The 18780-nt window shown below is 41.3% G+C and carries 18 protein-coding genes and 1 pseudogene; 5 read left to right on the top strand and 14 right to left on the bottom strand.

Features of this window, described 5'->3' with window-relative positions; genetic code table 11:
* Positions 1-115 precede the first annotated feature (115 nt).
* A pseudogene (locus AC07E5_RS11085) lies at positions 116-274 on the top strand (tol-pal system YbgF family protein); the annotation flags it as partial.
* Between the two features lie 70 nt (positions 275-344).
* Here the strand turns inward: AC07E5_RS11085 and lpxA are convergent.
* The 12 genes from lpxA to rimO all read right to left on the bottom strand — a co-directional run bounded on the left by lpxA (position 345) and on the right by rimO (position 12729).
* A complete protein-coding gene (lpxA, locus tag AC07E5_RS11080) occupies positions 345-1133 on the bottom strand; it encodes an acyl-ACP--UDP-N-acetylglucosamine O-acyltransferase (RefSeq protein ID WP_019836491.1) in 789 nt (262 codons plus the stop codon).
* Positions 1130-1618: a 3-hydroxyacyl-ACP dehydratase FabZ gene (gene fabZ / locus AC07E5_RS11075; protein WP_004976697.1), complete on the bottom strand. Its 489-nt coding sequence runs from the start codon at positions 1616-1618 to the stop codon at positions 1130-1132. Before fabZ ends, lpxA begins: the two co-directional genes overlap by 4 nt.
* 2 nt (positions 1619-1620) lie before the next feature.
* A complete protein-coding gene (gene lpxD, locus AC07E5_RS11070; RefSeq protein ID WP_180168277.1) occupies positions 1621-2691 on the bottom strand; it encodes a UDP-3-O-(3-hydroxymyristoyl)glucosamine N-acyltransferase in 1071 nt (356 codons plus the stop codon).
* A 3-nt stretch (positions 2692-2694) separates the two neighbouring features.
* Complete coding sequence (locus tag AC07E5_RS11065) at positions 2695-3195, bottom strand: OmpH/Skp family outer membrane protein (protein WP_131261465.1); 501 nt, start codon at positions 3193-3195, stop codon at positions 2695-2697.
* A 41-nt stretch (positions 3196-3236) separates the two neighbouring features.
* Positions 3237-5747: an outer membrane protein assembly factor BamA gene (gene bamA / locus AC07E5_RS11060; protein WP_004976701.1), complete on the bottom strand. Its 2511-nt coding sequence runs from the start codon at positions 5745-5747 to the stop codon at positions 3237-3239.
* A gap of 42 nt (positions 5748-5789) precedes the next feature.
* Positions 5790-7145: an RIP metalloprotease RseP gene (gene rseP / locus AC07E5_RS11055; protein ID WP_278517427.1), complete on the bottom strand. Its 1356-nt coding sequence runs from the start codon at positions 7143-7145 to the stop codon at positions 5790-5792.
* Positions 7146-7148: 3 nt separating this feature from the next.
* A complete protein-coding gene (gene ispC / locus AC07E5_RS11050) occupies positions 7149-8345 on the bottom strand; it encodes a 1-deoxy-D-xylulose-5-phosphate reductoisomerase (protein WP_278517429.1) in 1197 nt (398 codons plus the stop codon).
* Positions 8346-9170 carry a phosphatidate cytidylyltransferase gene (locus AC07E5_RS11045; RefSeq protein WP_498625481.1) on the bottom strand — a complete coding sequence of 275 codons (825 nt, stop codon included), beginning with the start codon at positions 9168-9170 and terminating at the stop codon, positions 8346-8348.
* A 3-nt stretch (positions 9171-9173) separates the two neighbouring features.
* On the bottom strand, positions 9174-9926 hold the full coding sequence (uppS, locus tag AC07E5_RS11040) for a polyprenyl diphosphate synthase (protein ID WP_004976709.1): 753 nt from the start codon (positions 9924-9926) through the stop codon (positions 9174-9176).
* 3 nt (positions 9927-9929) lie between these two features.
* On the bottom strand, positions 9930-10484 hold the full coding sequence (gene frr, locus AC07E5_RS11035; protein ID WP_004976711.1) for a ribosome recycling factor: 555 nt from the start codon (positions 10482-10484) through the stop codon (positions 9930-9932).
* A gap of 88 nt (positions 10485-10572) precedes the next feature.
* Positions 10573-11301: a UMP kinase gene (gene pyrH, locus AC07E5_RS11030; RefSeq protein WP_004976712.1), complete on the bottom strand. Its 729-nt coding sequence runs from the start codon at positions 11299-11301 to the stop codon at positions 10573-10575.
* An 84-nt stretch (positions 11302-11385) separates the two neighbouring features.
* Positions 11386-12729: a 30S ribosomal protein S12 methylthiotransferase RimO gene (gene rimO / locus AC07E5_RS11025; protein WP_096901422.1), complete on the bottom strand. Its 1344-nt coding sequence runs from the start codon at positions 12727-12729 to the stop codon at positions 11386-11388.
* Positions 12730-13079: 350 nt separating this feature from the next.
* Between rimO and glnL the strand changes: the two genes are divergently transcribed.
* Positions 13080-14189: a nitrogen regulation protein NR(II) gene (gene glnL / locus AC07E5_RS11020; protein WP_498625480.1), complete on the top strand. Its 1110-nt coding sequence runs from the start codon at positions 13080-13082 to the stop codon at positions 14187-14189.
* Positions 14176-15654: a nitrogen regulation protein NR(I) gene (gene glnG, locus AC07E5_RS11015; protein ID WP_096901419.1), complete on the top strand. Its 1479-nt coding sequence runs from the start codon at positions 14176-14178 to the stop codon at positions 15652-15654. The genes glnL and glnG overlap by 14 nt, the downstream gene beginning before the upstream one ends.
* Before the next feature lie 94 nt (positions 15655-15748).
* On the opposite strand, the gene AC07E5_RS11010 is transcribed toward glnG, so the two are convergent.
* Complete coding sequence (locus AC07E5_RS11010; RefSeq protein WP_004976724.1) at positions 15749-16078, bottom strand: hypothetical protein; 330 nt, start codon at positions 16076-16078, stop codon at positions 15749-15751.
* A gap of 120 nt (positions 16079-16198) precedes the next feature.
* Here AC07E5_RS11010 and AC07E5_RS11005 point away from each other — a divergent pair, with 120 nt between their 5' ends.
* Complete coding sequence (locus tag AC07E5_RS11005) at positions 16199-16627, top strand: HD domain-containing protein (RefSeq protein WP_004976725.1); 429 nt, start codon at positions 16199-16201, stop codon at positions 16625-16627.
* 74 nt (positions 16628-16701) lie between these two features.
* Complete coding sequence (locus tag AC07E5_RS11000; RefSeq protein ID WP_004976726.1) at positions 16702-17601, top strand: LysR substrate-binding domain-containing protein; 900 nt, start codon at positions 16702-16704, stop codon at positions 17599-17601.
* A 224-nt stretch (positions 17602-17825) separates the two neighbouring features.
* On the opposite strand, the gene map is transcribed toward AC07E5_RS11000, so the two are convergent.
* Positions 17826-18620, bottom strand: coding sequence for a type I methionyl aminopeptidase (gene map / locus AC07E5_RS10995; protein ID WP_498625479.1), 795 nt, complete (start codon positions 18618-18620; stop codon positions 17826-17828).
* Positions 18621-18780 lie beyond the last annotated feature (160 nt).

Here is an 18780-nt window from a genome sequence, read left to right as displayed (position 1 = left end):
TTCGCAAGAGATGCGATGGATGTCTGGTGATTTGTAGTCATAAATTTTAGTCCCCACTTGTTTTTAAGTGGGGACTAAATTAAGGCTTATAGGATGAATTCATAAGGTGTGTTCAGCGGACGCTTACCCTCAATCTGCAAAAGCATCAAGTGCCCTATATCGTTTATATAGTATTGCGCAAGATGTAGATCACAAACCTGCTTTGGCAGCGCAATACAAAAGTAAAATTCTGAGCCAATACCCAAAGTCTGAAGAAGCAAGATTCTTTAAATAAGCCAATAAAAAAGACATCCGAGGATGTCTTTTAATATTCTGAAGCTTGCCGCATTCGACAAACTCAAAGCTTAACGCACAATACCACGTTCAGATTGCTCTAAAGAATCAATTAAACGCTGCGCTTCTGCCACATTTGGCAAAATATCACTGCGAATTTGCTGAATGGCTTGCTCAGTGGTTAATCCAGATTTGTAAATGAGTTTAAAGGCTTCACGAAGACCTTGAATCACATCCTTCGACCAGCCTTTACGACGCATTCCTTCCACATTCATTGCAAATGCATGTGCAGGATTACCAGAAACCATGACATACGCAGGCACATCTTTAAGAATAAGCGATGCACCACCAATCATGCTATAAGAGTCAATTTTACAGAATTGGTGAATACCAGAGTTTCCACCGACAACCACATAATCCCCAACATGCACATGACCTGCCACACCCACGTTATTGGCAAAAATATTGTGATCACCCACCATACAGTCATGTGCGATATGCGTATTGACCATAAGTAAGTTGTGACTACCAATTTTGGTCAGGCTATTGTCTTGCACCGTACCACGATGCAAACTGCAGTGTTCACGAATTTTGTTGTGATCACCAATTTCTAGCCAAGTTTCCTCACCTGCATATTTTAAGTCCTGACAGACCTCACCTACGCTGGCGAACTGGAAAATTTCATTGTGCTGACCAATACGGGTGTAACCACCAATCACCACATGCGAATGAAGTTTTGTACCCTCACCAATCGTTACATTTGGGCCAATAATACAGTATGGACCAATCGTGACATCTGAAGCGATTACTGCAGATGAGTCAATAATAGCGGTTGGGTGAATGAGTGGGTTATTGCTCATGCTTGCTCTGTTTTCTGATGCGAAACCATAATTTCCGCGGTTGCTGCGACGACGCCATCAACGGTGGCGATACAATTATATTTGTAAATGCCTCGTTTTTGCATAACTAATTCAGATTTTAATACAAGTTGATCGCCTGCAACGACTTGTTTTTTAAATCGAACTTTTTCTGCGCCTGCAAAAAGGAACAAAGAACCTGCGCTCGGTTTCTCATTATTCATGATAAAACCTAAAATACCCGACACTTGTGCCATCGCTTCAACGATTAAAACACCCGGCATGATCGGATAATTCGGGAAGTGTCCTTGCAAGAATTCTTCATTGATAGATACGTTTTTATAACCCACGATACCGTTATCAGTGACTTCTACAATGCGGTCTACCAATAAAAACGGATAGCGATGGGGTAAATATTCACGAATGGTTTGAATGTGCATTGGCAATTCAGGTTTAGTGAAGGTGCTAGAATTCGACTCAGTCATCATAATTATTTACGCAATTTAAAAGTTGATTCAAGGGACTCAATTTGAGATTGCATATCATCAAGTCTTTTCACCAATTGGGTCAATGGCACATCTGCTAATTGTCTGAGGCGCACAACAGTACGTTTCCACTTTTGATTTTCAAACAAGCCTATACCTGACGAATATTTTCCTGATTCAGAAATATTATTTGTGACCATTGACATTCCTGTCAAAGTCACATTATCAGCAATATTTAAGTGCCCTGAAATTGCACTTCCACCACCAATGATACAGTTTTTGCCAATTGTCACACTTCCAGCCACGGCAGTTTTTGCTGCAATGGCCGTATGAGCACCTAATTTGACGTTATGTGCGATTTGCACAAGGTTATCAATAATGACACCATCTTCCAAAATTGTATCATTTAGTGCACCGCGATCTACGCTGCAATTCGAGCCAATACGAACGTCATTGCCAATAATCACCGAACCCAACTGTGCAATACGATGCCATTTGCCTTGATAAGGTGCAAAGCCAAAGCCTTCACTGCCAATTACAGTATTGGCGTGTATGCGCACACGATGTCCAAGCTTGGCTGCGCCTGTCAAAGTCACGTGTGAATCAATAAAACACTGTTGACCAATTTCGACAAAGTCATCAATTTTACAGTGCGATTGCACAATCGTATTGTCACCCACCACACAATTTTCACCAATTACGACGTAATGACCAATATAGGCACTATCGGCGATGATGGCTGATGGATGGATTTGGGCTGTGCTTTCTATACCACGTTGCGTATGCTTGCGCTCAAATACATGAGTCAAAATTGCAAAAGCCAAATATGGATTATCGACCACAATAAAGTTGTGATGATTGTCTAACTCGGCTTGTAGTGAAGCTGTCACAATGAAAGCTCCCGCTTGGGAGCTACGTGCTTGCGCTAAATATTTATCGCCATTCACGAATGCAAGTTGATGCGCCTGAGCAGACTCAAGGCTTGCCAAACCTTGCAAACGTAAGTCGGCTTGTCCAATGTATTGACCTTGAACTAAACTAGCAATTTCTTCTAAGCGATAATGTTGGGAACTCATTGATTATTTAAGTACGTTGACCTTTTGGATCATTTTATCAGTTAAATCATACTTCGGGTCATAGGCAAGTGCTGAGTTTTTATTCAAAACCACATCTAAACCATTTTCTTTACGCAATTGTTCAGCAACTTGCTTTAAACGAGTTTCAAAACCATCGTTAATTTTGTGCAATTCTGACTGAACACGAGTTTGCACTACTTGTTGCAAACCATTAAATTCTTTCAATTTCGCTTGAAACTGAGTATTCATTTTTTGCTTTTCAGCATCTGACAAATTCGTAGCCTGCTGCGCTCGTTGCTGCATGGTTTCTAGCTCTTTTGCCAGTTGCTCAAGCTTAGTGGTTTGTGGTTTGACCGACTGCTGCAAAGCTAGATTTTGCTGTTTGAGATAACTGCTATTTTCTACAACACGCTCTAAACTTACCACACCATAGCCTGCAGCATGTGCTACTGCAGCCATTGTAGATAAACCCAACAATGCCAAACTCAATATTGTTTTTTTCATGTGCTACATCCTGTGTTTAAACAATCCAACATGGGTCGTACTTAGAAAGTACGACCAATTTCGAATTGGATATTTTTAGTGTCATCGCCTTGTTTATCATTCAACGGATACGCATAGCTGAGTGATAATGGGCCAATCATGGTAATCCAAGTAAAGCCTACACCCACGCTATAACGCATTTCACCGAAGTCGAAGCCATAATTGTCTTTACAATATTGCTTGGCATTCACAGAAGCACCATTCACAAAAATATTTGAATCAGAAACATTACACTGAGTATCAAAAACTTGTGCGCCTTCTGCAAAAATTACTGGACGGACTTGACGCGTCCAATCTCCTTTAAATGGCACTGGTAGAGCCAATTCTGTACCGAACTGTACTAGAGCATTCCCACCAACTTCTTCAGGTGAGCGATCCGTTTGACTTGTATCAGAGAAATAAACACCTGGATATTTCGGGCCTAAGGTGCTGTTGTCATAACCACGTACTGAACCATAACCACCTGCATAGAAGTTCTTATAGAACGGTAAGTCATTACCAAAACCTAACTTACCGTAGCCACGTAAGACAAAATCATGACCTAATGGCATATAAGCCTGTGCATCATAGGTCACTTTTTGGAATTCCACATCACTACCGGGTAAAGCAATTTCAGCATTAACACGATGCGACATACCATTGGTTGGGAAAATCGGACGATTTAAAGTGTTGTATGACCAACCTAAATTTAGGTTATACGTAAGGAAATCACCTTTAAATTCTTTGCCGTAAGGAATTGGATTTGCACAAGGCTCATACCCTACTACATCACCATTTGCATCTTTAATAGGGACTAAATCATCTGGACAATATTCGTCACTTTTGGTTTCTTTACCCCCATGGCGCTCTAAATAGTCTGCGACATAAGTTGAAACATAAGGACCCGTGGTCACCTCTGTCTGATCAATGTTTAAACCTGCGCTAATGCTTTGGTTTTCATCAATTGGGTAACCGAAGTTAATGCCGCCACCTAAACTGTCTGTCACATAGTTGTTTACGTTATAGTCATCGTCCAGTTTGGTTTTACGATAGTACATGTTGTAACCACGACGCACACCATCAATCGTGAAGTACGGGTCGGTCACACTCAGGTTATAGTAATCCTGAGTTTCAGAACGTGATAAATCAATCGAAACTGCGTTACCTGTACCCAAGAAGTTGGTTTGGCTTAAACCAGCTTGGAACGTCACACCACCGCTTTGCGAGAAACCTACCGCTAAAGTACTTGTACCTGAGTGCTGTTCTTCTACATTTACATTTAAGTCAATTTGGTCTGGCACATTTGGAATACGCACAGGCTTAACATCGACGGTTTTAAAGAAACCTGTACGCTCTAAACGGACTTTAGACAAATCAATTTTTTCATTGCTTGCCAATGCGCCTTCCATTTGACGCATTTCACGACGCAGTACTTCATCGGCGGTTTTACTGTTACCAGCGAAGTTAATACGACGCACTGTAACTTGCTGACCTGGGTTGATGTAGTAGTTTAAATCTACCAGTTTAGTTTCTTTGTCAATTTGCGGAACAATATTAACTTCGGCATAGTAATAGCCTGCATTACCATATTTACGCAGCAACAATTGTTTCACCGCATTCACTTTTTCTTGTGAATAGGTTTCACCATCTTTATAAATTTTCAGTGCCGTAAGTTCTTCTGGTTTGTATAAAGCATCGCCCAAGAACTTGCTTTCGCCAAACTTGAATTGCTCACCTTCATCCACCGAAACTTCAACAAAAATATGCTTTTTGTCTTCGCTCAAATTCAAGCTAGAGTTAGTGATATTGAAGTTGATATAACCTTTATTAAGATATAACGCACGTAATGCTTCCAAGCTTGCTGCCATTTTTTCGCGTGCATAGCGGTCATTACGGGTAACAATCGAACTCCAGCTACTTTCTTTAACTGCAAACGCCTGCTTAATGTCGCTTTCTTTAAATACCGTATTACCAATGATGTTGATATCTACCACTTTGGCAGCTTTGCCTTCAACAAACTCTACAGTTAAATCTACACGGTTATTTGGACGTGCTGTGGTAATGACACGTACATCCGCATCATAACGACCTTGCTGCATATACTGCTGTTCAAGTTCAGATTCTAAAGTTTGTAGTGCTGACTTTTTCAGTACTTCACCTTCAGCCACACCCATTTTCTTTAAACCATCTTCCAACGCTTCTTTTGGAATCAGTTTATTGCCTTTAAATTCAACCTTAGAAATGATTGGGCGCTCAACCACTTTAAACACTAAAGTGTCGGCTTCACGACTGGCCTGAATGTCATCAAACAAACCTGTGGCATAGAGTGAACGAATCGCATTGGCCAACACTGCTTCATTGACACGATCACCACTATTCACTGGAATCATTCCATAGACATTGGCTGGCGTTAAACGAACAAGACCATCTATTTTTATATCTCGCGCAATAAATTCATCTGCTGCATATACTTGTTGTGTTGCCGCCATTGCACTAACCAGTGCCAAGGGCATAAATAAATGTGTGTGCTGCATGCCAGTCTTTTCCAGTGTTAAATTTATTTCGTATCTACGTTGTTATAAACGCATAATGTCATTAAATAATGCAAGGAGCATCATACTTCCAAGCAGTACCATACCAATTTTTAAACCAACTAATTGTATTTGTTCAGAAACAGGTTTTCCACGAATCAGCTCGATAAAATAATAAACTAAATGCCCGCCATCCAACATTGGAATTGGCAATAAATTTAGAATTCCTAAGCTTACGCTCATAAGTGCCATAAAGGAAATAAAAGTTTGCCACCCCATTTCCGCACTTTGCCCTGCGACTTTGGCAATAGTAATTGGGCCTGATAAGTTATCTAAACCAATTAAACCACGTACCATTTTGACAATAGAATTCAGAATCATGCTAGACAGCTGACCTGTTTTATCTACCGCCATAAATAAAGCTTCACTCGGGCTGTATTGAATGGTTTGCTTAAAATCTTCTGGAATGACAATTTTTCCAGGATCACTTTGCACACCCAATACACCCGAAACATTGCCCATATTGTCACGTTTGCCTTGCGGCATCACTTCCAGTTGCTGTACTTGATTGTTACGCAGCACATCTACTTTCAGTAATTTTTCTGGCGATGCTTGAACAACTTGTACCACATCGTACCAGTCATTCATTTTGACGCCATCAATCGCAATAATTTGATCGCCGACTTGCATACCTTGACGAATGGCCGCACCATCTTCACTTAACTTACTGACAATTGCAGGAATTTGTGGGCGATACGGTGTAAAACCCAAGATATCTAAAGGTGATTGGGATTGATCATTTAAGAAATTTTGAATGGGTAAGCTAAATGTTTTGATTTCACCTGCGCGTTCCGCCTGTACCTGGATCTTGCCTGTTTCACCTACACGATCTACCAAGGCAAAGTTCAGCTTTTCCCATGTCGTCACAGGCGTACCATCAATGGCGGTAATCTTATCACCTACTTGCATTTGCGCTGCCGCCGCAGGTGTATCTGCCAGTACCTTACCCACACGGGTATTCAACTGTTCTTGAGAGGGTAAAAATAATAGCCAGAACAATAATATGGCAAAAATCAGGTTGATTAACGGACCTGCTGCCACAATCACAATACGTTTCCACGGATGCTGACGATTAAAGGCATAAGGTAGGTCTGCTTCTGCAACGTTTTCTTCGCGTTCATCAAGCATTTTGACATAGCCACCCAAAGGCAGTGCCGAAAGCTGATATTGAATCCCCGATTTTTTAGACGTCCATTTTAAAATGGTTGGCCCAAAGCCTATGGAATACACCAAAACTTTGACACCTAATTTACGTGCAACAAAGTAGTGCCCAAACTCATGAATTGCAATTAAAGGTCCTAGCAAAAGAATCGCTGCAACCACAATAAATAAGGCACTCATGCTTTAGCTTCCTTTATTCAACACAAAATACTGTGCAATAGCACGAGCATTTTGGTCTGCCTGCAAAATCAGTTCAATGCTTTCTGCGGCTGAATTTTGTATTTGGTTCAAGGTATGCTCAACCACTGTCGCAATTTCAGTAAAACGAATTTTTTGCTGCAAGAATGCTGCAACTGCAATTTCATTTGCTGCATTTAAAATAGCAGGCGCCAGACCACCTTCTTGCATGGCTTGACGTGCCAGACTTAAGGCAGGAAAACGTGTGGTATCGGGTGCTTGAAAATCAAGCTGATGATTGACAAACAAATCTAAAGGCGGAACATGCGTTTGGATACGCTGCGGCCATGCCAAAGCATGCGCAATTGGCGTACACATATCAGGATTACCCATTTGTGCCAAAGTTGAACCATCCACATATTGAACCATGGAATGAATAATACTCTGTGGATGAACCACAACTGTAACAAAGTGTTCTGAAATTGCAAAAAGATGACACGCTTCGATTAATTCCAAACCTTTGTTCATTAAGGTTGCAGAATCTACCGAAATTTTTTGTCCCATAGACCAATTTGGATGTTTGCAGGCTTGTGCAGGGGTAACGTGTTGCAGTTCTTCTAGGCTATGATTTAAAAATGGGCCGCCCGAAGCAGTCAGTAAAATTTGTGATACACCTAGCTGAGGTTGTCCATTTCTTTCGGTTTGTAAATAATGTTCAGGCAAACATTGAAAAATCGCGTTATGTTCAGAATCTACAGGTAATAACAAAGCACCATGTTCACGTGCCGCCTGCATCATGATGTCGCCCGACATCACCAAGGCTTCTTTATTGGCCAATAACACGCGCTTACCCGCTTTAACCGCAGCCAGTGTAGGTAATAAACCTGCCGCACCGACAATGGCTGCCATCACCACATCCACTTCAGGATGTTCGGCAACTGCGATTAAACCCGCCTCATCGCTTAAAATTTCAACTTCAGAAATATGTTGCTGTGCAAGTGATTGCTGTAACTCATCAACTTTTGACGCAGGTACAACCACAATTTTAGGATGGTACTGTTTGCATATTTGAACCAGTTCTTGAATTCGGCTGTGCGCCGTCACGGCAAAAACTGAATACTGCTCTGGATGTTGTTGCAGTACTTTTAGGGTGCTTTGTCCAATTGAACCTGTCACACCCAAGATACAAACAGCTTGTGACATTTATAAATCTACGCCAATAAGTTTTAAAACATACATACCCGCAGCAAAAATTGGAGCTGCTGCAAGCAAAGAATCAATCCGATCTAGCACACCACCATGACCTGGCAAGACCCGCCCAGAGTCTTTAATACCTGCACGGCGTTTGATCATGGATTCAAATAAATCGCCCAATACCGAGCTAAATACCGTAATCACCGAAAGAATCAGGAATAAAATATGTTGTGCCAAAGTCAGGTCTAAATACACCACTTCAACAACAATCACGATTAGCATGGCAGTAAAAACACCGCCATATAAGCCTTCTACTGATTTGTTTGGACTGACATTCGGTGCAAGTTTTTTCTTGCCCAGTTTACGCCCAACAAAATAAGCACCTGAGTCTGCACCCCAAACCAACAAGAACAAGTACATTAACCACCACGGCGAACTATTCCATACGGAAAAAATTGCAGTGACCGCAGCAGAAATTAGAATAAAACCAATAAAACTTAAGCTTGGGTTATACCATGCATCGTATTCTGGATAAGACTTGACCCAATAAATACTGAGTAACCATGTCAAAATAGAAGCTGCCCAAAGTAACAAGGCAATATCACTAAAATAAAGTGCCATTGCTGCCAAAGCGGCAGTCAATACACCAAAGCCCCAAGCTACAGGTTTGAGGACATATTTAGTTTTTCTTGGCATGAGTTTGAACCACTCATAGCCCGCAACCCCTGCTGCAACAATCATCAGCATAAACATTGGATAGTGCGACTGAGTTTCAAACATACAACTCAACACCACAGCAACCAATACCAATGCGGTAATAATCCGCTCTAACATGTATTAATTCTCAATTTTCTCTTGTTGAATTTGCTCAGAAGTTTTACCAAAACGACGTTCGCGACCACCAAATACTGCCAGTGCATCGTCAAATTCTTCTATGCTAAATTCAGGCCACAAGGTTTGGGTAAAATACAATTCAGCATACGCAGCTTGCCAAAGTAAAAAGTTGGACAATCTAAAATCGCCACCTGTACGAATCAACAGATCGACAGGTGGTAGGTCTGCCAGACTGACATATTGACCAAAAAGTTGTGTATCTATTTGTTCAATATCAATTTTATGCGCCACAACATCTGCTGCAATTTGTTTTGCAGCTTGTGCCATATCCCACATACCACCATAACTAATGGCAATTGTGAGTGTCATGCTGTTGAAATTAGCAGTCCTTTGTTCGGCATGCAACATTAACTCACGCAAATGCGGCGACAAACGTGAACGGTCACCAATAAAACGTAAGGCAATATTGAATTTTTCCATGCGTGGTAATTGCTCATGAATTGTGGTTTCCAGCAATTGCATGAGTAAATCCACTTCAAACTGCGGACGATTCCAGTTTTCACTCGAAAAAGCAAAAACGGTTAAAGCTTGAATGTGTTTTTTTCTACAATGTTCAACAATCGGGTCAAGTACATCTTTACCAGAGCGATGTCCTTCCCCTTTTTGCATTTGATTTTTTTTTGCAAAACGATTGTTGCCATCCATAATGATGGCAACATGTTTTGGCAAAGACGCGCTGTCTTCCGATGTGGTCATTGATTAGACCTTCATCAACTCAGCTTCTTTTGCAGCAAGACGCTTGTCTACTTCTGCAACGTATTTGTCTGTGATTTTTTGGATGTCATCTGCTGCACGGCGCTCATCATCTTCAGAAATTTCTTTTTCTTTCAATAATGCTTTAATGTCGCCCAATACATCACGGCGGATGTTACGAATAGCAACTTTGGCATTTTCTGCTTCAGAACGCGCAACTTTTTGCATGTCACGACGAGTTTCTTCAGTCAATGCTGCAAGCGGTACACGAATTGCATCGGCTGTGATTGGGTTTAGACCCAAATCTGACTCACGAATTGCTTTATCAATTGCAGACACCATTGAACGCTCAAATGGCTGAACCAATAAGGTACGTGAATCTTCTACACCAATGTTGGCTACTTGGTTAAGTGGCACATCGGAACCGTAGTAAGAAACCATCACACCATTTAAAATTGATGGATGTGCACGACCTGTACGTACTTTGGCAAAACCATGTTCTAAAGACTCTAAAGTCTTGCTCATACGTTCTTCGCTGTCTTTTTTAAGATCGTTAATCATAAGATCTTCCTTACTGTATTCTAAAATTTGAGTCAAAATATAGGGTTAAATTAAACCGTAGTATAAAGAGCTTTGTGGCTCACGTACATTAGTTCGTAACGTGAGTTCCTTCTTTTTCGCCCATCACTACAGAAAGCAATGCACCTGCTTTATTCATATCAAAAACTTGCAACGGCACATTGTGATCGCGGCATAAGCAGATTGCAGTTAAATCCATAACACCTAATTTTTCATCCAACACCTGGTCAAATGTAAGTGTGTCATATTTCACCGCATCTTCGTATTTGCTTGGATCTTTGTTATATACGCCATCTACTTTGGTCGCTTTTAAGATCAAGTTAGCTTCGATTTCGATACCACGTAAACATGCTGCTGTATCTGTGGTAAAGAATGGATTGCCTGTACCCGCAACGAACACACACACTTCACCTTGAGTCAGGTGACGAATCGCATCACGGCTTGAGTAAGACTCAACCACTGTACCAATAGGCAATGCAGACATTAAACGGGTTTTGATGTTACGGCGCACCAAGGCATCACGCATGGCTAAACCGTTCATCACCGTTGCCAACATACCCATTTGGTCGCCTGTTACACGGCCAACTAAGCCATCTTTTTGTAATTGGCTGCCACGGTATAAGTTACCACCACCGACAACAATACCCACTTGCACACCTAAACCGACCAAGTGTGCAATTGCCAAAGACATTTGATCGAGCACTTGCGCATCAATCCCCATGTCTTTATTACCCGCAAGTGCCTCACCCGATAGTTTCAACAAGATACGTGCATAACGTGGCTTTTTTGAATCTAACATTGTCATTACTCCAATTCTAAATTCTAAACTTTAATTTTTTACAATTTGTATGGCTTACAGCTAGCAATCCAAATCTGCAAAGCATTATGCAGATTTGACCTGAATCAGCTTGGCAAATAAGTCGTATTCATCGGCATCGGTAATTTCAACTTCAAGTAAATCACCTGCTTTAATCACGCTCTTGTCAATATCTTCTACAAAGACGTTGCCATCAATTTCTGGCGCATCTGCATAAGAACGTGCCACTGCGACTGGAAATTCTTCTTCCAAATCATCTACCAACACGGTCATGGTTTGACCAATACGTTTTTGCAGTTTAGCTGCTGAAATTTCTTGCTGAACCTGCATAAAACGCTCATAGCGTTCTTGCTTGATTTCTTCTGGCACATGATCTGGCAAGTCGTTTGCTGCCGCACCTTCAACAGGTGAATAAGTAAAGCAACCAACACGGTCTAATTGCGCTTCTTTTAGCCAGTCGAGCAAAATTTGGAAATCTTCTTCTGTTTCGCCTGGAAAACCCACCACAAAGGTTGAACGAATCACCAGCTCAGGGCATTTTTCACGCCAAAGTTTTAAACGCTCCAACGTGTTTTCGCTGTGCGCAGGTCGCTTCATCAACTTTAATACTTTCGGGCTGGCATGTTGGAATGGAATATCCAAATAAGGCAAAATTTTGCCTTGTGCCATTAAATCAATTACAGCATCCACATGCGGATATGGATAGACATAGTGCAAACGCACCCAAATACCCAATTGCCCTAAGGCTTCACACATATCATAGAATTTGGTTTTAACAGGCTGACCGTTCCAAAAGTCCAATTTGTATTTGGTATCTACGCCGTAGGCAGAAGTATCTTGAGAAATTACCAATACTTCTTTTACGCCTGCACGTTTCAGTGCCGCAGCTTCTTCTAATACCGAACCCACAGGACGCGAAACTAAATCGCCACGCATGCTTGGAATGATGCAGAAAGTACAGCGATGGTTACAGCCTTCTGAAATTTTAAGATAGGCATAATGTTTAGGCGTCAAACGAATGCCTTGTTCAGGTACCAAATCAATAAATGGATTATGTTTTGGTGGCTCAGGAACATATTGATGCACCGCTTCCATCACGTCCTGATAAGCAGCCGCGCCAGTCACTTTTAATACGTTGGGATGCATTTGACGAATTTTATCTTCATCTTTACCCAAGCAACCTGTCACAATGACACGACCATTGGCATTCATGGCTTCGCCAATCGCGTCTAAGGACTCTTGTACTGCAGATTCAATAAAACCACATGTATTGACAACAACTAAGTCAGCACCTTCATAATCAGATGCGACATCATAACCTTCAGTTTTTAACTGAGTTAAAATTCGTTCGGAATCTACCAATGCCTTAGGACAACCTAAAGAAACAAAACCGACTTTGGGGGATTTCATAGAATCTGCACTCCACTAGAATGCGCGTATTGTATGACTTTTCTTTGCATAAAAATAGAGAAATAGCCGACTCTTTGCATAATGCACCAAAATACAACCATTCAGGCTGAATGATTTAAATATTGCACCATTTTAATGCATTTTTTATTTACAGTGTTTCTGTTATCCGTTATATCTTGAAAATTCAGTCCAGTTCCTGCGCATTTTTCCGATTCTTCAGTGATAAATGCACTAAAAACGAAAAGTTGGCGTGCATTTTGCTTAATTCGCCTCAATTCGATCCAAATTTGGAACATGGCTGACACATGACAATGCCCTTGCACAATATTTCATACAGGAAGCATTCACGAATGGATCAGACCCAGAGCATTGACTATCGTCTTTTGGTGGATAACCTCAGCACCGCAATTTTACTGGTTGATCGTGACCTGAATATTTTTTATTTAAACTCGTCTTGTGAAGCATTGTTTGATATCAGTTTAATTCGCGCTTCGGGGCAACCCGTTTTAAATTTGCTGCACATGCCTGATGATGAGTTCAATACGCAAGAGGCTTTACTGAATACCATCAAAACTGGTCAACCCTACACCCGCCGTGAAGCGACCATTAATGTCAATTTTAAAGATATTCATGTCGATTACACTGCATCACAGTTAAATGCAGGCAAGCCTTATCATCCTCTTTTGCTGATTGAATTGAATCCGATTGATCGGATGCTCAAAATTTCCAAAGAAGAAAACTTTATTCAACAGCATCAAGTCGCACGTCAGCTGATTCGTGGTGTGGCACATGAAATTAAAAACCCGCTTGCAGGAATTCGTGGTGCGACACAACTGTTAGCACGAAGTTTAAATGACCCGAAATATGATGAATTTACCGACATTATTATTAGCGAGGTAGATCGTTTAAGAAACTTGGCCGATACCATGCTCGGCTCACGCCAACTACCAAGCTATGAACTGGTCAATATTCACGAACCTTTAGAACGGGTGCGCAGCCTGATCGTCAATCAAACTAAAAACAAAATAAATATTATCCGTGATTATGACCTTTCTTTACCTGAAGTCATGGCAGACCGCGATCAATTGATTCAAGTCATGCTGAATATTTGCGCCAATGCAGTACAAGCCATGACCGAACATCCCGATTTCTTTACCGAGCATCGACCTGAATTGATTTTAAGAACTCGTATTCAACGCTTGGTTACCATTAATGGTGTGCTGAATCGTTCTACCGTACGTGTTGATATTGAAGATAACGGCCCAGGCGTACCTGAAGACATTTTAGAATCCGTGTTTTATCCATTGGTGACTGGACGCGCAAACGGTACAGGACTTGGTTTGAGCATCGCACAAAATATTATGCATCAACATAACGGAATGATTGAATGCCAATCCATTCCAGGAAAAACAATATTTAGCTTATATTTACCTTGGGAGGCGAGTCATGTCGCGAAATAAAATTTGGGTGATTGATGATGACCGTGCAATGCGCTGGGTACTGGAAAAAACTTTTAGAGAAGAAGGTTTTGAAGTCACCAGTTTTGAAGAAGCACAGTCTGCACTAGATGAGTTAAACCAAGATGCACCCGATGTAATTTTGACCGACATTCGCATGCCTGGAATTGATGGTTTAACTTTTCTTGGCAAAGTCAAAGTCAGTTATCCCGACTTGCCTGTGATTATTATGACTGCGCACTCCGATTTAGAATCGGCAGTATCTAGCTATCAAACAGGTGCATTTGAATACCTACCCAAGCCTTTTGATATTGATGAAGCACTTGCTTTAGTCAATCGTGCAATTTTGCATATCACCAAACTACAACAGCAAGAATCTGCAAAATCGACAGTGCAGCCAATTCAATCGACAGAAATTATTGGTGAATCGCCTGCCATGCAGGAAGTGTTTCGTGCGATTGGTCGTTTATCGCAATCACACATTACTGTGCTCATTAATGGTGAATCAGGTACAGGCAAAGAGTTGGTGGCGCATGCACTGCATCGCCACTCACCGCGTAGCAGCAAACCATTTATTGCGCTGAATATGGCAGCCATTCCGAAAGATTTGATTGAAACCGAACTTTTTGGACATGAAAAAGGTGCATTTACAGGTGCCAATACACAACGTCAGGGACGCTTTGAACAAGCCAACGGCGGCACCTTGTTTTTAGATGAAATTGGTGATATGCCTTTTGAAACCCAAACCCGCTTATTGCGCGTCTTGGCAGATGGTGAATTTTATCGGGTTGGTGGACATATTCCTGTCAAAGTGGATGTACGGATTGTCGCAGCAACACATCAGGATTTGGAAAAACTGGTACAAGATGGACGCTTCCGTGAAGACTTATATCATCGCCTGAACGTCATTCGGATTCATATTCCTAAACTGGCGCATCGCAGTGAAGATATTCCAATGTTGGCACAGCACTTTTTGGCACGTGCAGGCAAAGAATTAGGCGTGAGTCCAAAAATATTGCGTCCTGAAACAGTCGAATATATGCAGCAATTGCCGTGGCAAGGTAACGTGCGCCAATTGGAAAACACTTGTCGCTGGCTTACCGTGATGATTACAGGACGTGAGGTCTATCCTGAAGATTTACCAACCGAACTCAAGCAAATTCCAATTGAAAAATTAGCCGAACATTCTGCGCTTCATGTGGCAGATCGGGTATCTATGCAGCATTGGGATGAATTACTTGGGCAATGGGCAGTACAAAAGTTAAAAAATGGCGAGATGAAACTTCTGGATATCGCCATTCCAATGTTTGAACGCACCTTAATTAATGCTGCACTGCAACAAACCCGTGGACGTAAACGTCATGCCGCTGAATTATTGGGTTGGGGACGTAATACTTTGACGCGAAAACTCAAAGAATTAGGAATGGACAGTGCCGATGATGAAATAGAAGAAGATATGGAGAGCTAAACGCAGAAAAAATATCTAATCCATCAAAATATAGGGAAATTCAGCTTTTGAATTTCCCTATTTTTATATCTTAGACTCTCTAAGTTAAGTGCAATTAAGCCGCGGTAAATCCAACATAGCGAGATAAACCTTGCACGCCTAAATCCGTTTTATAAATCAAATATTGCGGATAACGACTTGAAGTCAGTTCTTGCCACATATCCAACTGATCATCATGTGCATGAATTTCATCGACACTGCGTGGCATGCTTTGTTCAAATACATCTGAGGCATATTCAAAACCCAAATCCATTGCGACAAACAAAGTATGCTCGCAAGGCTGAATATATTGTTCTTCTGCCCAATCAATAACAGCATGTTGGCAATGTGGGCAAAGCAAATTTTCAGTCGCAGGCGTATTCAGTTCAATGAGTTGATATGGCATAGAGCAGCATCACCAATAGTAAAATAGATAAACATAAAATCTGTTTGCATCATAACAAGCAATTTCTATATTTTGCGCTAAGCACGGCTTATAATTATAGAAATTTTTTTAATTATACTTATGGCAACTCTAGAAAATGCAATTACACTTGCAGTACAACAACATACAGGGCAGCTAGATAAAGGCGGTCAGCCTTATATTTTGCATCCCTTACGTGTAATGTTGCAATTACAACAGCCCGATCAGCAAATTGTCGCTGTACTGCACGACATTCTTGAAGATACCCACACCACAGCACAAGACCTGCAAAATTTAGGATTTCAAACGCATATTATTCAAGCAATTCAGGCGCTCACCAAACTGCCGCATGAAACTCGTGTTCAAGCGGCTATGCGTACTGCACAAAACCCGCTTGCCTGTGCTGTAAAAATTGCAGATGTGCAAGACAACATGAATTTAACGCGGATTCCCAATCCTACAGCACGTGATTTAGCCCGTTTAGAAGAATACCGACAAGTTTTAGAGATTCTGCAAAAAGCACAGCAATAAAGCACAATTAAAGATTGACAACATGCAACGATGCCACTTTAATTTAAGTATTGTTGCATAAATGGAATTTAGTCATGCTTACAGATTTGGATGATTTTTATTGTTTTGCCCAAGTGGTCGAACATGGTGGATTTAGTGCAGCAGAACGCGCCACCGATATTCCAAAATCCAAACTTAGCCGACGCGTACACAACCTAGAAGAACGCTTAGGTGTGCGTTTAATTCAGCGCAGCTCACGTCATTTTGCGGTCACAGAAATTGGTATGAATGTGTATCGGCATGCGCAAGTAATGATGAATGCTGCCCAAGCCGCGCACGACTTGGTCGATCACCTAAGTATTCAACCGCGTGGTGTAATTAAAGTTAGCTTACCTGTTTCAATTGCACAAAATGAAATTGCCAAAATCTTGCCTGAGTTTTTGAAAGCCTACCCTGAAATTAAAGTACAGCTAATTGTCAGCAACCGTCGTGTCGATATCGTCAACGAAGGGATCGACATTGCCCTGCGTGTCCGCTCAAATTTAGATGATGATCCAAGTTTGGTGATTCGCAAATTCAGCAACATCGAACAACATCTATTTGCCAGTCAGGCTTATTTGAATGAATTTGGCGATTTGAAAAAACCTGAAGATTTAAGTCATCATAAAATTTTAAGCATGTCGGATGAGCATTTAGATCAATACATGGTTGTGCATGATCAACAACAGCAACCGAAAAAAATTAAGGTCAACCCTACAGTCATGGGTTCAGATTTAATGATGCTAGCGCAATTGGCACGACAAAATTGTGGCATTGTGTTGTTGCCTGACACGATTGTTGAAGATTATGTTGCATCGGGTGAATTGGTTCGTGTTTTACCCGACTGGCACGCACCGCATGGTATTTTCCATGCCGTCTATCCATCACGCCGTGGTTTATTACCTGCTGTACGTGTATTTATCGACTATTTGGTCGAAAAGCTAACCATTCGTTAGCACATAGGATCTTTTGATTTCAGATACGAAACAGCAAAAAAAAAAGCTTATCTAAGACAGATAAGCTTTGAAAACTACAATCTAAAATAAGAAAGCTAAAACAAAGAAACTACAGCAAGTATCTTTGACTTCAATTATAGCGATTATTCATTTTTTAACAAATAGTTTAAAACTAAAGTCTAAGATGTTTTATCTATCAGTCTTAACCTGAAAGCATTCGTGCATTAAATTTCAGGATAACTCCCCGTACCTTCTGGCCACGGCGATAACACTTCAAAGCCTGTATCAGTCACAGCAACCATGTGTTCCCATTGTGCAGAAAGTGATTTATCTGTCGTCACCACCGTCCAGCCATCTTTCAGTTCTTTCACACGCGCTTTGCCCGCATTCACCATTGGCTCAATGGTAAATACCATGCCTTTTTTAAGCACCAAGCCTTGTCCAGGCTGACCATAATGCAGCACACTTGGTTGTTCGTGATACACCTGCCCAATACCATGTCCGCAATATTCACGCACAATGCTAAACCCTTCACGATGCGCCACACTTTGAATGGCATAGCCAATATCGCCCAAAGTCGCGCCCGGTTTCACCGCATGAATCCCTGCGCGCATCGCCTCATAAGTGGTATCGACCAGTTTTTTCGCTTCTGGTTTCACCTGACCCACATAGTACATACGACTGGTATCACCATAAAAACCATCTTTAATCACTGCCACATCAATATTAATAATGTCGCCATCTTTTAAAATGGTTTTGGATGATGGAGTACCATGACAGACCACTTCATTGGGTGAAATACAGGTGGTTTTGGTATAACCGTGATAGCCCACATTGGCAGGAATGACTTTTAAGGTATTTACAATATAATCGTGACACAAATCATCTAAGTATTCTGTCGTGACTCCGGGTTTGACATGCTCGCCAATCATCTGCAACACCTGAGCAGCCAAACGCCCCGAAATGCGTAATTTCTCAATATCTTGCTCTGATTTAATGCTGACTTTAAGGGCGCGCATGATGAACTCCTGACCTGAAGCCTGAGATTATAGCCGTTATTTAAAACCTACTCAAACCTACTCAATGTGGGTTTGATGTTTAATTCCTACTTCACCATCAAGAACCTAAAACATTTGCTTTAGGGATTACCTCAATTCCATAGGCTGTCACGGTGTAACT

This window comes from Acinetobacter seohaensis (assembly GCF_056431365.1).
The sequence above is the reverse complement of the archived record's forward strand: the minus strand, read 5'-3'. Positions and strand labels throughout refer to the sequence as shown.

What these genes read in the sequence shown, in the direction of transcription:
- fabZ (WP_004976697.1), bottom strand. Translation starts at nt 1,618, where the DNA reads ATGATGACTGAGTCGAATTCTAGCACCTTCACTAAACCTGAATTGCCA.
- map (WP_498625479.1), bottom strand. Translation starts at nt 18,620, where the DNA reads ATGCGCGCCCTTAAAGTCAGCATTAAATCAGAGCAAGATATTGAGAAA.
- AC07E5_RS11045 (WP_498625481.1), bottom strand. Translation starts at nt 9,170, where the DNA reads ATGTTAGAGCGGATTATTACCGCATTGGTATTGGTTGCTGTGGTGTTG.
- AC07E5_RS11005 (WP_004976725.1), top strand. Translation starts at nt 16,199, where the DNA reads ATGGCAACTCTAGAAAATGCAATTACACTTGCAGTACAACAACATACA.
- glnG (WP_096901419.1), top strand. Translation starts at nt 14,176, where the DNA reads ATGTCGCGAAATAAAATTTGGGTGATTGATGATGACCGTGCAATGCGC.
- bamA (WP_004976701.1), bottom strand. Translation starts at nt 5,747, where the DNA reads ATGCAGCACACACATTTATTTATGCCCTTGGCACTGGTTAGTGCAATG.
- rimO (WP_096901422.1), bottom strand. Translation starts at nt 12,729, where the DNA reads ATGAAATCCCCCAAAGTCGGTTTTGTTTCTTTAGGTTGTCCTAAGGCA.
- pyrH (WP_004976712.1), bottom strand. Translation starts at nt 11,301, where the DNA reads ATGTTAGATTCAAAAAAGCCACGTTATGCACGTATCTTGTTGAAACTA.
- glnL (WP_498625480.1), top strand. Translation starts at nt 13,080, where the DNA reads ATGGATCAGACCCAGAGCATTGACTATCGTCTTTTGGTGGATAACCTC.
- AC07E5_RS11010 (WP_004976724.1), bottom strand. Translation starts at nt 16,078, where the DNA reads ATGCCATATCAACTCATTGAACTGAATACGCCTGCGACTGAAAATTTG.
- frr (WP_004976711.1), bottom strand. Translation starts at nt 10,484, where the DNA reads ATGATTAACGATCTTAAAAAAGACAGCGAAGAACGTATGAGCAAGACT.
- rseP (WP_278517427.1), bottom strand. Translation starts at nt 7,145, where the DNA reads ATGAGTGCCTTATTTATTGTGGTTGCAGCGATTCTTTTGCTAGGACCT.
- lpxA (WP_019836491.1), bottom strand. Translation starts at nt 1,133, where the DNA reads ATGAGCAATAACCCACTCATTCACCCAACCGCTATTATTGACTCATCT.
- lpxD (WP_180168277.1), bottom strand. Translation starts at nt 2,691, where the DNA reads ATGAGTTCCCAACATTATCGCTTAGAAGAAATTGCTAGTTTAGTTCAA.
- ispC (WP_278517429.1), bottom strand. Translation starts at nt 8,345, where the DNA reads ATGTCACAAGCTGTTTGTATCTTGGGTGTGACAGGTTCAATTGGACAA.
- AC07E5_RS11000 (WP_004976726.1), top strand. Translation starts at nt 16,702, where the DNA reads ATGCTTACAGATTTGGATGATTTTTATTGTTTTGCCCAAGTGGTCGAA.
- AC07E5_RS11065 (WP_131261465.1), bottom strand. Translation starts at nt 3,195, where the DNA reads ATGAAAAAAACAATATTGAGTTTGGCATTGTTGGGTTTATCTACAATG.
- uppS (WP_004976709.1), bottom strand. Translation starts at nt 9,926, where the DNA reads ATGACCACATCGGAAGACAGCGCGTCTTTGCCAAAACATGTTGCCATC.